Source organism: Jiangella gansuensis DSM 44835, from assembly GCF_000515395.1.
Lineage (GTDB): Bacteria > Actinomycetota > Actinomycetes > Jiangellales > Jiangellaceae > Jiangella > Jiangella gansuensis.
In genome coordinates, this window is sequence record NZ_KI911782.1 from 4397966 (window position 1) to 4412243 (window position 14278).

Consider the following 14278-nt stretch of genomic DNA (forward strand, 5'->3'; position numbering starts at 1 on the left):
CGAGGAGTTGCTGTGACGACGACCGACCTGCGAGCACGGTACGCCACCGCCGAAGGTCTCCTGCCGCACTACCTGAAAGAGCTGGTCCACACCCCACGGGTGACGCCGCAGTGGGTCGCCGGCACCGAGACGTTCTGGTATCGCACCAGGACGGCCGAGGGCGTGCGGTTCGTGGTCGTCGACGCCGAGGCGGGGACGAGACGGCCGGCGTTCGACCACGAGCGGCTGGCCCGCGCGCTCGGCCGCGTCCTGGACGAGGAGGTCGACGCGGCTGCCCTGCCGTTCTTCTCCGTCGACCTGCGCCACGACGGCGTGGTGCGCGTGGTCGCCGGGAAGCGGCGGATCGAGGTCGCCCTCGACACCTACGCGGCGACGATCCTCGGGCCGGCCCACCCGGCCGAGACGCCGTCGCCGGACGGACGCTGGGCCGTGGGGATCCGCGACCACGACCTCTACCTGCGCGACACCGCCACGGACGAGGAGCGGCGGCTTACCACCGACGGCGTCGAGTCCCACGACTACGCGACTATGACGGACTCCTGCGCCGGGCTGGTGATGCAGGAGAACCTCGGCTTCACCATGCCGCCGCTGGTGGCGTGGTCGCCGGACTCGACCCGGTTCGTCACGCACCGGCTGGACCAGCGTGCCGTCGGGCTCATGCACCTGCTGCGTTCCTCGCCGCCCGGCGGCGGGCGGCCGGAACCGCTGTCCTACCGCTACGCCGTCGTGGGCGACGAGGAGGTCCCCACCACGGAGTTCCTCGTGTTCGAGGCCGCGACGGGCGCGGTGACGCCGGCCAGGTGCGAGCCGATCCTGGCCCCGCTCGTCCCCGCCATCGCCTACGACCTGCTGTGGTGGAGCGCGGACGGTTCGACGGTGCACTTCCTCTCCAGCGACCGTGGCGACCACCTCGTCCGCCTGCACGAGCTCGACCCCAGGACCGGCGCGGTCACCGTGCTCGTCGAGGAGACCAGCACTTCGCACATCCTGTACGGCCCGCAGCAGCAGGACAACAACATCCGGGTCCTGTCCACGGGAGAGGTGCTGTGGTGGTCGCAGCGCAGCGGGTACGGCCACCTCTACCGGTACGGCCGCGACGGCTCCGTCACGACCCTGACCTCCGGTGACTGGTTGGTGCGCCACGTCGTGTCGATCGATGAGGACGCCCGGCGGGTCGTGTTCACCGGCGCCGGGCGCGAGCCAGGGTCGGATCCGTACCTGCAGGAGCTGTACTCGGTGTCGCTCGACGGCGGCGAGCTGACCGTGATCACGTCCGACGGTCTCGACCACGACTGCGCGCCGTCGCCGTCGGGACGGTTCTTCGTCGACAACGCCTCACGGTACGACGTCGAGACCGTGTCGGTGCTGCGCGACCGCGACGGCGCCGTCGTGCTGGAGCTCGAGCGGGCCGACGCGTCCGCCCTCTACGCGGCCGGCTGGACGCCTCCGGAGCGGGCGGTGGTGAGGGCCGCCGACGGCGTCACCGACCTCTACTGCGCGATCTACCGTCCGCACGACTTCGACCCGTCGGCCAGGTACCCCGTGGTCGAGGAGATCTACCCCGGACCGCAGATCTCCACCGCGCCGCTGCGCTTCCCGCTGGCCGGCGGTGTCCTGACGGGGGAGCGCAACGCCGCAAGCTTCGCCGCGCTCGGCTTCGTCGTCGTGGCGGTCGACGGCCGGGGGTCCGCGCTGCGCGGCCAGGCGTTCCAGGACGCCGCTCGGCTCGGCGACGACAGCGATGTCCACGACCACGTCGCGGCGATCGAGCAGCTCGCGCGGACCCGTCCGTGGATGGACCTGGACCGGGTCGGCATCTTCGGGCACTCGGCCGGCGGCTACGCCTCGACCCGGTGCATGCTCCGCGCGCCGGACTTCTACAAGGTCGCGGTGTCCTCGGCCGGGAACCACGACAACCGGCTGAACCACGCCTGGTGGGGTGAGAAGTTCTTCGGCCTGCAGGACGATTTCGACTTCGCCGGCCAGGCCAACGGAACCCATGCCGGGCAGCTGGCCGGCAAGCTCCTGCTGGTGCACGGCGAGATGGACGACAATGCCACACCGCACGGCACGATGCGCCTGGTCGACGCCCTGATCAAGGCGAACAAGGACTTCGACCTACTGGTCGTCCCCAACGCCGACCATCGCCTGATGATCGGCACCGCGTACTGGCTGCGGCGGCGCTGGGACCATTTCGTGCGCCACCTGATGGGCGAGACGCCACCGGCCTACCGCATCGCCGACATCCCCGCCGACCCCGAGTTGCTCGCTGAGTACGGAGGTTGAAACGTCATGACGGAACCCGGCTCGATCGCGCGTCTCGCTGACGACTACCTGGAGACCACCAGCTCCGCCAACCCGTTCACTGCCTCCGTCTTCGGTGTTCCCGGGTACGACGACCGTGTCCCCGACCTCGGCGAGGAGGCCGAGCTGGCCGCCGGCGAGCGGCTGCTGGACCTGGCGGCGCAAGCCGAGGCGATCCCCGCCGACAGTCTCGGCGACGACGACCGAGTCACCCGCGACGTGCTGATCCACTCGGCCCGCTCGGAGGCGGCGCCACTGGTGGACCGGCACCTGGAGTTCACCGTCTCCGGGCATGCCGGGCCCGTGGCGGGCGTGCTGGCCACCCTGGCGTACACCTACCTGCGCACCCCGCAGAGCGAACGCGACTACCTGAGCCGGATGAAGGGGATCCGGGCGTACGTGGAGGGCATCGCCGTGCGCGCGTCGGCCGGCGTGGCGTCCGGGCGCGTGCCCACCCGCCGCGGCGTCGAGCAGACGATCGAGAGGGTGCACGCCTACCTCACCACGCCAGCCGACGCCGACCTGATGGTGGCGCCTGCGACGGGCACCAGCGTCGAGGACGACGTCCGCGCACTCGTGACCGACAGCATCCGCCCGGCATTCTCGGCGCTGCTGGAGACGCTGTCCGGCCCGGTGCTGGCGGCGGCCCGCCCGGACGAGCGCAGCGGGCTGCTGCACCTGCCGGACGGTGGTCAGATGTACGCGCGCGCCGTCGCGGCACACACCACGACGGCGCGGACTCCGGAGGAGCTGCACCGGCTGGGGCTGGACCTGTGCGCGCAGCTGCGCGAGGAGTTCTCCGAGCTGGGGCAGAAGGTGTTCCGCATCAGCGACTTCGACGCGATCGTCGACAAGCTGCGCAGCGATCCGGCGTTGCGCTACGCGTCGGCCGAGGACATCGTCGCCGACGCGCGGGCGGCCGTGGCCCGGGCCGAGGCGGCGCTGCCGGACTGGTTCGGCCGGCTCCCGTCGGCGGACTGCGTGGTGGAGCCGATGAACGAGGTGGTCGCGCCGGCGGCCGTCATCGGGGAGTACATGCCGCCGGCCGACGGGCGTCCCGGCCAGTACAACGTCAACACCTACCAGCCGCACACCCGGACCCGGTTCGAGTACGAGACGCTCTCGTTCCACGAGGGCGTGCCCGGCCACCACCTGCAGTTCGCCGTCGCGCAGGAGCTCACCGAGCTGCCTGCCTTCCGCCGCTACCTCTACATCGCCGCCTTCGGCGAGGGGTGGGGCCTCTACTCCGAGCGACTGGCCGACGAGATGGGGCTGTACTCGGACGACCTGTTCCGGTTCGGGATGCTGTCGTGCGACGCGTGGCGGGCGTGCCGGCTCGTCGTCGACACCGGCCTGCACCACCACGGCTGGACGCGGCAGCAGGCGATCGACTTCATGCTCGCCAACAGCGCCGTGTCGCCGCCGAACGTCGTCAACGAGGTCGACCGCTACATCGCGTGGCCGGGGCAGGCGCTGGCGTACATGACCGGTCGGCTGGAGATCGACGCGCTGCGCCGGGCCGCCCGCGAGCGTCTCGGCACCGCCTTCGACATCCGCGCATTCCACGACGCCGTCCTGGGCAACGGCGCCGTCCCGCTCGCCGTCCTCTCCACCGAGATTCACCGCTGGATCGCCGGCCAGACCCGACCGCCCTACCCGGATGAACGCGCACAACCTGCGTCCGCCGACCGCGTGCCTAAAGTGGGGCATTGAACAACTGGACTTAGCTGTCGTTATCTGGCCCCACAGGTAGGCCTACCATCGTTCTAGAGTGATGTGGTCATCGATGATGACAGGCCCTGGGTTGGGAGTTGACCATGGCGACTCTGATCATCGGGTCGACCCAGGGTCGCCATCGACCTGGTGATGGCATTCGAGCACGGGGATCCCGACTACGTCCGGCTGATCGATGAGGGCCCTCCCGGTGAGCGCGAGGGGATCGTGTTCGATCGTCACCCCGAGCCGGCCGCGCTGATGACGATGTTCGGCCGATTTTCTGTGGACACCGTGATCAACGCCGCGGAACCCTACGCCGAGGGTGTGTCCGCCACCGTCGCGACGGCCTGCGACGTCGCCGGGTTGCCGCTGCTGCGTGCGGTGCCACCGTCGTTCGGGGACGTAGCCGGTTCCTCACGATGGACCTGGGTGGCCTCGTTCGAGGCGGCCGGGTTCGAGGCAACGAGACACCCCGGAAACGTTCTGATTGCGATGGACCCGTTGCATCACGCCGGGCGGCTCGGTGACCTGGGTACGCAAACAGCCATCAGCCACCGGAGACGGATGTCCGTGGAATCGCGACTTCCGAGCTGGGCGCGGGAGCCGGAGAGCACCCGACCATTGTGGCGTCCCAGTGATCATCATCCGGCGGCCGGAGCTGTCGAGCGGCCGGCAGCGGCGCAACAGGCCGGCCGGCCGAGCCTGTCGTTACGGACGCCTTGTCGGCGCTGACCTGGCTTAGCGACGTACGAAGACGCTCGTCTGCCAGGGCGGAGAAGTAGCCGCCGAGCCCCTCCTCAGCCACCGGTTCGGGACGTCGAACGCGATCTGGGCACTGAACGATCCGCTGTCGGTCGGGCAGCTCCGCGTGCCCCCAGGACCAGGCATAAGCGCTGCCTATGGGACAGTTAAACATCATGTGGATTGCCTTGGCCGCAGACCCGTGCGACCGTGGCCGGACACGCCGGCCCCGCCGACATGACCAGCAGGTTCGCCCGCGCGGAAGGAACACGCACTGTGAGTGAGGATCTCCAGCCGGCTGGCCCCGGCACCCGACGTCGCCGTGTCATCGCGGTGGTCGTCGGCCTCGTCCTGGCCGGCCTGATGGTCTCGCCGTGGCCTCAGGGCGAGCACGAACCGATCGTCCTCGGGGTGATCCCGGCGTCGCTGTTCTTCTGGATCCTGTGGACCGCGGCTTTCGTCGGCTACGTGGCCTGGATCGCGTATCGCTGGGATCCGTACGCCGAGATCGTCAGGCGCAACTCCCAGTCGTCCGGCAACGAGAGCTGAGAGGCAGGACATGTCCGTCACCGCCATGTGGATCGCCCTGTGCTGCCTCGCCGGCGTCATGGTCTACCTGGGCTACTTGGGCCACCGCGGAACGAGCAGCACGATGGAGGACTTCGTCCTCGGCAGCCGCAAGCTCGGGAAGGTCCCGGCCTTCTTCACCGTGACCGCCACCTTGTTCAGCGCCTTCTCCTACTTCGGGATCACGGGCCAGTACTACACCGACGGCATCGGACCGTGGATCCAGGTTGTCAGCACCGCCGTGGTCGGACCGATCCTGTACTTCGCGGGAACCCGGATCTGGCTGGTGGCGCGACGCTACGGCTTCGTCAACGTCACCGAGTATCTGTCCGACCGGTTCCAGGCGCGGTCCGTCGGGCTGGTCGCCGGCTTGATCATGATCGCCGCGCTGGTGCCGTACATGGGCGCGCAGTTCCGCGGCAGCGGCCTGACCCTCGAAGCCGTCACCGGCGGCGGCATCCCCTACTGGGCCGGTGCGGTCTTCCTCGCCGTGGTGGTCACCCTCTACGTGATGTCCGGCGGGTTCCGCAGCGTGGTGTGGACCGACGTGGTGCAGGGCGCGTTGATGTACATCCTGCTCGGCGCGGCCATGGTGATCCTCGTCTTCACCGCCACCGGCGGGTTCGCCGACCTGATGGACGCCGTCGAGGACCAGTCGGCCGAACTGCTGTCCGTCCCCGGCCCCAACGGCGTCTTCGGCCTGCCGTACCTGATCTCGGTGATGATCATCTTCGCTGCGGCGCACTTCACCATGCCGCAGCTGCAGCAGCGGTGGATGGCGGCCCGCAATCACAGCACGCTGAAGTTCATGGCGCTGTCGCTGCCGATCGGCACCGCGATCATCTACATCTTCGCCTTCTACATCGCCATGGTCGGTGTCGTCACCCTTCCTGACTTCGACGCCCCAGAGGCCATCTACCCGACCATGATCATCGATGTGCTTCCCGAGTGGCTGACGCTCATCGCCATCCTGGCCATCATCGCCGCCACCGGGAGCACGGCGAACTCGATCGTGCTCACCATGAGCTCCATGGTGGCCAAGGAATACGTCGCTCCGGTCGTGCACCGGCGCGGCGGCGGCGAGTCCGACCGGTTCCTCACCCTGACGACTCGCGTCATGCTGCCGCTGCTGGTCGCCGGGGGACTGCTGGTGGCGTTCTACGGGCCGAGCACGATCCTTTCGATCATCCTCGGCATCACCTGGCCGGCGGTCTTCCTCATCTTCCCGACACTGATGGCCGGCCTCTACTGGCGCCGCGCCACGGCGGCCGCGGCAGTGGCGTCGATGGTGGTCTCCGAGGTCCTGTTCCTCTGCCTGTACCAGGGCTGGATCCCGCTCGACCTGGGCGGCTGGAACCCGGCACTTCCGGCCGGCGTCGTGGGCGTCCTGGTCCTCGTCGGCGGCAGCCTGGTCACGACCCCGCCTCCGCAGGACCATCTCGACCGCCATTTCGCCATGTTCAAGGACGCGGACCGGTTCCGCGCATGACCGGCGCCGACCCTGGAGCCCGCCATGCGGCAGACGCTGCGCCGGTGGCCGTCGTCACCGGCGGGACCGCCGGCATCGGCCGCGCGGTGTGCCAGCGGCTGGAGGCGGACGGCTATCGCGTACTGCCGATCGGACGCACCAGCGCCCGGTACGGCGCGGACGTCAGCGATCCGGCCGCCGTCGACGCTGTCGCCGCCCGCGTGCTCGCCGAAACCGGCCGGGTGGACGCGCTGGTCACGTGTGCCGGGATCGTCGGCCGGGGCGAGCTCGCCACGGCGACGGCCGACGACCTGGTCCGCCAGGTCGAGGTCAACCTCCTCGGCACGATGTACTCCTGCCGGGCGTTCGCTCCGGCCCTCGCTGGCAGCGGCGGCTCCATCGTCACCGTCAGCTCGTCCATCGCCTCCAGCCCGCAGGCAGGCGTGAGCGCCTACGCCGCAGCCAAGGGCGGCGTGGAGACGTTCACCCGCGCGCTGGCCCTGGAGCTCGCCCCGAGCGGTGTCCGGGTCAACGCGGTCCGGCCCTCGCTGGTCGAGAGCCGGATCTGGATCGAGAGCGGCATGGACCCTGCGGACTACCACGCGCTGCTGGAGCGACGCGCCGCCGAGTACCCGTTGGGGCGGGTGGGCCGGCCGGAGGACGTCGCCGCCGCGGTGGCCTTCCTGGTGTCGGCCGAGGCAGCCTGGATCACCGGCGTCATCCTCCCGGTCGACGGTGGCAGCGGTCTCGTCGGGCGATAGCGCGAGCCCACGGGTTCACACGTGCTCGAGCACCGGTGCGCCGGACAGGAAGTCCTCGATCGCGGTCAGGTGCGGCCCCGGGTCGATGCCCTGCTCCGCTCGCCAGGCGTCGTCGTGGAACGTGTCCGCGTACCGGTCGCCGCGGTCGCAGATCAGCGTCACCACGCTGCCCTTCAACCCCGCGCGCACGAGCTCGGCGACGACCTGGAACGAGCCCCAGAGGTTGGTACCGGTCGACGGGCCGGCAACGCTGCCGGTCGCGTGACGCAGATGAAGCATTGCCGCGACGGAGGCGGCGTCGGGCACCGGCAGCATCCGGTCGACGACGCCGGGCACGAAAGACGGCTCCACCCGGGGGCGACCGATGCCCTCGATCCGCGAGCCGGCTGTGGTGACCGTCGGGTCACCCGTGCGCCAGGCCTCGTGGTACGCCGACCCCTCCGGATCGACGGCAAGGATGCCAGCGGACAGCCGATGTCGTCGGACGTAGCGCCCGAGCGTGGCACTGGTCCCGCCGGTGCCCACGCCGACGACGATCCACCGCGGCACCGGATGGCGCTCCAGCCGCATCTGGTCCATGATCGACTGCGCCAGCCCCGGAGCTTCGCCGATGTCGTTGGCCGCCGCGGCGTGGCTGAACTGGTCGAGGTAGTGGCCGCCGAGATCGTCCGCCAGCCGCGCCGCCTCGGCGTACACCGCTGCGGCATCCTCGACAAAGTGACAGCGTCCGCCGTAGCTCTCGATGAGGGCCAGCTTCGCCGTACTGGTGCGGCGCGGGACAACGGCGACGAACGGCAGGTCGAGCAGCCGCGCGAAGTAGGCCTCGGAGACAGCCGTGGAACCGCTGGACGCCTCGACGACCGTCGTGCCCTCCCGGATCCAGCCGTTGATCAGCCCATAGAGCATCAGCGAGCGGGCCAGCCGGTGCTTCAGCGAGCCGGTCGGATACACCGACTCGTCCTTGAGGTACAGGTCCACGCCCCACTGCGGCGGCAACGGGAACCGCAGCAGGTGAGTCTCGCCGGTGCGGTTGTGGTCTGCCTCCAGCCGGGCCAAGGCCTCGTTCAACCAACGACGTTCGGGGAGGTCGGACGCAAACATGATGCCACCCTGACACCGAGGCGATCTCAAAGGAAGACACATATTTGTTAGCGTTTGTATTGGAACTGCTTATGGGAGCCTGCATGATCGAGATCCGTCACCTCCAGCTCCTGCAGAAGGTCGCCACGACGGGTTCGCTCTCCGCCGCGGCGCGTGAACTCGGGTTCTCCCAACCCGCGGCGAGCCAGCAGATGCGGGCGCTCGAACGGGCCGTGCGCACGCCGATCCTGTTGCGGAACCCCGGCAAGACCCGGCTGACCGAGGCGGGAGAGGTCCTGCTGCAGCACGCCGAGGTCATCCTGGCGCGGCTGGCGCTGGCGACCAAGGAAGTCTCCGCGATCACCGATCTCGAGACCGGTACCGTCCGGCTCGCCTCGTTCCCCAGCAGCAGCGCCACGATCCTGCCGCGGGCGCTGAGCATGGTCGGCCGTGACCATCCGGGCGTCCACTTCACCTTGGTGGAGGCCGAGCCGCCCGAATCACTGGACCTTCTGCGCGAGGGATCGTGCGACATCGTGATCGGCTACACGTATCGTCGCCCGCCCGAGTCCGAGCCGTCGGAGTTGCTGCAGGTTCCGCTCTGCGACGACCCGCTCCACCTGGCGCTACCGCAGGGACACCGGCTGGCCGGCGACGAACGGCCCATCGCGTTCGGCCGGCTGCGCGGGGAGCGCTGGATCGCCGGATGTCCCCGCTGCCGTCGTCAACTGGTGGACGCCTGCCAAGACGCCGGTTTCGAGCCGGAGATCGGGTTTTCCACCGACGACTACGTGGCCGTGCACAGCCTGGTCTCCGAGGGCTTCGGGGTCGCCTTGTTGTCCGGCCTGATGCTGTCCTCGACCCGGCTGGGCACGCTGGAACTACGATCCGTCGCTCCCACACCCGTCCGCGCGATCAGTGCCTACACGACGCCGGCCCTGGCGACCGTGCCCGCGGTCCGGAAGACGTTGCAGGCACTGGCCGCCGTCAGTCGTCAGCTCCGCGCGGAGGACGCTCTCGACCCGGTGCCGGTCCACACGTGAGTCACGGCGCCGCGGTGCTGTACAGTCCCCGCGCGACGGCGAGTTGCCGGCCGTCACCATTCGTCACGGCGACGTCGGCGACACCGAGCGTCCGGCCCCTGCGGACGACCGTACCGGTGGCGCGCAGGTAGTCGTCGGGCTTGGCCGGGCGGAGGTAGTCCATCCGCAGGTCGATGGTGGGCAGGCCGTATCCCAGCTCGGTGACCAGGGCGAAGTCACCGGCGATGTCGGCGAGCGTGGCGAGCAGGCCGCCGTGCACGTAGGTGCCGTCGGTGTTGCCGCCGAAGTCGGGCCGGCAGGCCATGCCGATCACCACGCCGCCGGGCCGGGCCTCGAGCAGTTCCAGGCCGAGCCACTGGTGGTATGCGGGTCCGGTCAGCAGGGTTTCGACCAGCTCACGGTCGACCTCGCCACTCGTCACGTCGTCTCCATTCGGTTCATGCGCTCGGCGGCCCACTCGACGAGCACGCCGCGATCGATCTTGCCGGTGCCGCCCAGCGGGAGGTCGCCGACGAACCAGACCCGGCGCGGGTGCGCGTGCGGGGCGCCCTGGGCCAGCGCGTACGCCTTGACCTGGTCCTCGGTGAGCCCGTCGGCCTTCACGAACGCGACGGGCACCTGGCCCTTCTGCGGATGCGGAACCGGGACGACGGCGGCCTGCCGAACCCCCGGCATGGTCAGCAACAGCTTCTCGACCTCGATCGGGTAGACGTTCTCCCCGCCGACGTTCATCATGTCGTCGGCCCGGCCGAGGACCCGATACCAGCCATCGTCGTCAGCGATGGCCAGGTCGCCCGTGCGCAGCCAGCCATCGGGGCTGATCCGCGCCGCTGTCGTGGCGGGCAGGCGGTAGTAGCCGCCGGTCACGCCGGGGTTGCGGACCCACATCTCACCCACGGTCCCGACGGGCACCTCCGGAACGTCGGACACTCCGTCCTCCGGCATCTCGTCGATGTCGAGGAGGCGGACCTCGCACCCGGGTAGCGGCCGCCCCGCGTAGCCGTAGCGGGGTTCGCCGGTGCGCGGGTTCATCAGTACCTGCGGGCCGCCCTCGGTCAGCCCGTACGCCTCGATGACCCGGACGCCGAGCCCATCGGCGAAGCGCCGGCCGAGTTCGTCGGAGAGGGGCGCGGAGCCGCAGATCACGAAGCGCAGCGTCGACAGGTCGTGCCTCTGGTGCTCGCCGCTGTCCAGCAGCAGCTCGTACGTCGCCGGCACACCGGTCGTGTACGTGCAGCCATGACGTTCGACCTCGGCAGGGATTGCAGCCGGACGGGGCGACTCACCGATGACGACCGTGCCGCCGACCAGCAACAGGGGCTTGACCACGCAGATCATCGCGTTCTTGTGGTAGATCGGCGCGGTGATGAGGCCGCTGTCGTCGTCGTCCAGTTCCCACACCTCAGCGACGGTCGACGCATTCCAGTACTGGCCGCCGTGGGTCAGCAAGCACCCCTTCGGCGCGCCGGTGGAGCCCGACGTGTACGGCTGCAGACAGACGTCGTCGGGGGAGACGGGGTGGGCGGCGAGGGCGGCTCGCGCCGGCGGGTCCTCGCCCGCCCAGTCGTCGTCGGCGACGAGGACCGGTGTGCCGGACGTCCCGGCCAGCTCCGCGGCCCGGGCGCCGAGCTCGGGATGGGTGACGAGCACCGCCGGGGTCGCGTCGGCCATCACGTGGCGCAGCGAGGCCGTGCCGGCCCGGGTGTTGAGCGGCACGGCGACAGCGCCGATCCGGATCGCGGCCAGGAGCACCTCGATGAATCGGTGATCGTTGGGGAACAGCAGGGCGACCCGGTGCCCGGGCTCGACGCCGGCGCGACGCAGCACTGCCCCGGTGTGCCGGACCGACCGGTCCAGCTCCGCGTAGGTGATGGCCCGGTCGCCCTGGCGGATGGCGACCCGGTCCGGGTGGCCGGCGGCCCCGCGCAGGAGACGGACGGCCAGGTTGGTATCGACGTCGGGCAGGGTCACGGCGTGATGACGACCTTGCCGAAGACCAGCCGTTCCTCGATGAGGCGCTCGGCCTCGCGGATCTCGTCCAGCGGTAGCACCCGGTCGATGACCGGCTTCAGCCGTCCGTCCTGGACCATGTCCAGGAGCGCGACGAGGTCCTCGCGCCGCCAGCCGTTGCTGCCGCGGATGTCCAGTTCGCGCACCCACACGTAGGGCTGGTACTGGGTGACCTCGTAGCCGCTGGTGGCGCCACAGGTGACGACCCGGCCGCCGGGCTTGGTGGCGCGGATCGACTGCTGCCAAGTGGCGGCGCCGGTGTTGTCGACCATCAGGTCGACGCCCTGCTTGCCGGTGACCTTCCAGATCTGCGCGCCCCAGTCGTCGGCGCTGCTGTCGATGATGATGTCGGCACCGAGCTCGGCGAGCCGCTTCAGCTTGTCCGGCGACCCGGCACACGCGATGACCGTCGCGCCGACCGCCTTGGCGATCATCACGGCCCCGGTGCCCAGGCCACCGGCCGCACCGAGGATCGCGACGGTCTCCCCAGCCTGCAACCCGCCGCGGGTGATCAGCTGCCGGCGGGCCGTGCCGTAGGCGATTGGCAGAGCGGCGGCCTGCTCGAAGGCGACGTCGTCGGGCAGGGGGATGCAGTTCTCGGCCGGAACCGCCGCGTACTCGGCCAGGCCGCCCTGCATGTCCTCACCGAGGGCCTTCCCGTCGATCAGCGGGTCCACGAGGACGCGCTGCCCGATCTCGAGTCCGGACACCTCGGCACCGATCTCGGCGACCTCGCCGGCGATGTCGCCACCGGAGATGTGGGGCAGCGGCAGATGTGTGCCGGCGACGCCCTTGCGGACGAACACGTCGAGGTGGTTGAGCGAACATGCGCGCACCCGGATCAGGACGTCCCGCGGCCCGGTCGTCGGGCGCGGGTGGCTCTGGACGACGCGGCCCTCGGGACCGCCGCGTTCGACGACGACGGCAGCGCGCATGTCCTGCCCGCTGGTGGGGTGGCTGACCACTGAAGGACCTCCGGCTTTGTGAGACGTTGCCCATCACTCTGGCCAGCACGCTGGACGAAAAGCAAGACGGCAATAGTTTAGGCATCGCATAAGCCAGCCTTATTCGTGGGTGGCAGCGTGGGGTCGCTACCGTGAGGCCATGGATGTTGACGTCGACCACCTGGTGTGGGCCGGGCCCGATCTCGACCGACTGGTGGAACATGTCACGGTGCAGACCGGGTTGACACCGGTCTACGGCGGACGCCACGAAGGCCGCGGCACGCACAACTACCTGGTCGGGCTCGGCCCCGGCCGCTACCTGGAACTGCTCGGACCGGACCGCGGCCAGCCCGAGCCGTCCCGGCCGCGGCCGATGCGCGTCGACGGGCTGACCGATGCCGCGCTCGTCGGATGGGCGGTACGCACCGACGACATCGAAGGGCGCGTCGCGGCGGCCCGCAACCGCGGGTACGACCCGGGCGACGTGGCCGAAATGTCCCGCCGCACCTCCGACGGCACCCTCCTTACCTGGCGGCTGACCCCGCCGGAAGGAGGCTTCGACGGTGTCGTGCCGTTTGTGATCGACTGGCTGGACAGCCCGCATCCGGCGTCGGGACTGTCGTCGTCCATGACGCTGGCCGGGCTCACGTTGCGGCACCCCGAGCCGGACAAGGTGAGCGAAGCTCTCACGGCGCTGGGTCTCGACGGCGTCGCGGAGGTCGTCCAGGGCACGGCTCCAGGCATCTCCGCCGTGCTGAGGAGCCCGCGTGGCGACGTCCTGATCGGCTGACCGCTGGTTCAAGGGGTGTTTTGGGCGCTATTGGGTGTTGGCGGCTTCCGCGCGGTGGTCGTCGAGGTACGCGACGAGATCGGCTATCGAGGTCTGGATGAACGCATGCGCTCGGCTGAATGCGGCGAGGTCTGGGCCGCGCAGCATCTCCCCGTCGGCGCCGGCGATCTCGACGATGACGCCCATGGCAGGCAGGCCGGCGAGTAGTGCCAGGTCTACGGCCGCCTCTGTGTGGCCGGGGCGTTGGGTGACGCCTCCGGGTGCGGCGGCACTGCTCAGTGGGACGCAATCTACGACAAGATCGTGAAGAAGGCCGTCATCACGAGCTGGGGTCAACAGGACTCGACGTTCACCGACTACATCAAGCCCAACTGGCCCGATATCCAGAACCGCGAAGTGTCGACATCGATCTGGGGCTACGGCTCCCGCGGAGTGGTCCTGCCTGAAGACGCGCATTACCACTCCACCGAATGGACCAAGGCCAACGTCTCCGACGTCGGCCCGATCGGCGCCTCCTATCGCGTCTGGGGCGACGGCAAGCAGATGGCCGCCAGCTTCGACGACGAAGACTACTTCGGACTGTCCGGCTACACCGCAGACGAACTCCGCGAGATGGGGTACGTCGTCTGGACACCCCCGCAGCCAAGGGATCGTGGATCTCCGAAGGGGATTCGTCCAACTTCGCGCTCCACATCGACAACGGCCTGCGCAGCTGGGAACAGCCCGGCTGGGGCGGCTGGGGCGGACGGCAGGTCGTCGACCCCGACGACCCCAACCGGTGGACGAACCGAGGCGCACAAGACGCCGACGAGACAGGCGCCACGCCGCGCGACTATGCCGCCGCGCGCTGGTTC

At 70.0% G+C, this 14278-nt stretch carries 12 protein-coding genes and 3 pseudogenes; 10 read left to right on the forward strand and 5 right to left on the reverse strand.

From position 1 onward, the window contains the following. The first annotated feature begins 12 nt into the window (after positions 1-12). The 6 genes from JIAGA_RS0120650 (at position 13) to JIAGA_RS0120675 (ending at position 7557) form a co-directional block, all read left to right on the forward strand. Positions 13-2286 (forward strand): S9 family peptidase, encoded by a 2274-nt coding sequence (locus JIAGA_RS0120650; RefSeq protein WP_026877124.1) that lies wholly within the window; start codon positions 13-15, stop codon positions 2284-2286. A gap of 6 nt (positions 2287-2292) precedes the next feature. Beyond that, the gene (locus tag JIAGA_RS31310; RefSeq protein WP_051426331.1) at positions 2293-4017 is read left to right on the forward strand and encodes a DUF885 domain-containing protein; all 1725 of its coding nucleotides are present in this window, start codon (positions 2293-2295) and stop codon (positions 4015-4017) included. Positions 4018-4170: 153 nt separating this feature from the next. Further along, a complete protein-coding gene (locus JIAGA_RS0120660) occupies positions 4171-4752 on the forward strand; it encodes a precorrin-6A/cobalt-precorrin-6A reductase (RefSeq protein ID WP_026877125.1) in 582 nt (193 codons plus the stop codon). 285 nt (positions 4753-5037) lie between these two features. Then, a complete protein-coding gene (locus tag JIAGA_RS0120665) occupies positions 5038-5310 on the forward strand; it encodes a hypothetical protein (RefSeq protein WP_157553363.1) in 273 nt (90 codons plus the stop codon). Between the two features lie 10 nt (positions 5311-5320). Continuing rightward, positions 5321-6817, forward strand: coding sequence for a sodium:solute symporter family protein (locus tag JIAGA_RS0120670; RefSeq protein ID WP_026877127.1), 1497 nt, complete (start codon positions 5321-5323; stop codon positions 6815-6817). A gap of 44 nt (positions 6818-6861) precedes the next feature. Further along, positions 6862-7557, forward strand: a complete 696-nt coding sequence (locus tag JIAGA_RS0120675; RefSeq protein ID WP_026877128.1) for an SDR family NAD(P)-dependent oxidoreductase — start codon at positions 6862-6864, stop codon at positions 7555-7557. Between the two features lie 15 nt (positions 7558-7572). On the opposite strand, the gene JIAGA_RS0120680 is transcribed toward JIAGA_RS0120675, so the two are convergent. Next, positions 7573-8658, reverse strand: coding sequence for a PLP-dependent cysteine synthase family protein (locus JIAGA_RS0120680; RefSeq protein ID WP_026877129.1), 1086 nt, complete (start codon positions 8656-8658; stop codon positions 7573-7575). Positions 8659-8741: 83 nt separating this feature from the next. Here JIAGA_RS0120680 and JIAGA_RS31315 point away from each other — a divergent pair, with 83 nt between their 5' ends. After that, positions 8742-9680, forward strand: a complete 939-nt coding sequence (locus tag JIAGA_RS31315; protein WP_035814806.1) for a LysR family transcriptional regulator — start codon at positions 8742-8744, stop codon at positions 9678-9680. Between the two features lies 1 nt (position 9681). On the opposite strand, the gene JIAGA_RS0120690 is transcribed toward JIAGA_RS31315, so the two are convergent. From JIAGA_RS0120690 to JIAGA_RS0120700, 3 genes are read right to left on the reverse strand one after another with little or no spacing between them, the layout of a single operon-like run. Then, on the reverse strand, positions 9682-10101 hold the full coding sequence (locus tag JIAGA_RS0120690) for a PaaI family thioesterase (RefSeq protein ID WP_026877130.1): 420 nt from the start codon (positions 10099-10101) through the stop codon (positions 9682-9684). Continuing rightward, a complete protein-coding gene (locus JIAGA_RS31320) occupies positions 10098-11651 on the reverse strand; it encodes a class I adenylate-forming enzyme family protein (protein ID WP_051426333.1) in 1554 nt (517 codons plus the stop codon). Before JIAGA_RS31320 ends, JIAGA_RS0120690 begins: the two co-directional genes overlap by 4 nt. Next, a complete protein-coding gene (locus JIAGA_RS0120700; RefSeq protein ID WP_051426334.1) occupies positions 11648-12655 on the reverse strand; it encodes a zinc-binding dehydrogenase in 1008 nt (335 codons plus the stop codon). Before JIAGA_RS0120700 ends, JIAGA_RS31320 begins: the two co-directional genes overlap by 4 nt. Before the next feature lie 139 nt (positions 12656-12794). On the opposite strand from JIAGA_RS0120700, the gene JIAGA_RS0120705 reads away from it, so the two are divergent. Then, positions 12795-13424: a VOC family protein gene (locus JIAGA_RS0120705; protein WP_026877132.1), complete on the forward strand. Its 630-nt coding sequence runs from the start codon at positions 12795-12797 to the stop codon at positions 13422-13424. Positions 13425-13490: 66 nt separating this feature from the next. On the opposite strand, the pseudogene JIAGA_RS36215 reads toward JIAGA_RS0120705, so the two are convergent. Next, a pseudogene (locus tag JIAGA_RS36215) lies at positions 13491-13691 on the reverse strand (3,4-dihydroxy-2-butanone-4-phosphate synthase); the annotation flags it as partial. Between the two features lie 36 nt (positions 13692-13727). On the opposite strand from JIAGA_RS36215, the pseudogene JIAGA_RS36220 reads away from it, so the two are divergent. After that, a pseudogene (locus JIAGA_RS36220) lies at positions 13728-13886 on the forward strand (DUF1593 domain-containing protein); the annotation flags it as partial. A gap of 8 nt (positions 13887-13894) precedes the next feature. Beyond that, positions 13895-14125: pseudogene (locus JIAGA_RS36225) on the forward strand (hypothetical protein); the annotation flags it as partial. Between the last annotated feature and the right edge of the window lie 153 nt (positions 14126-14278).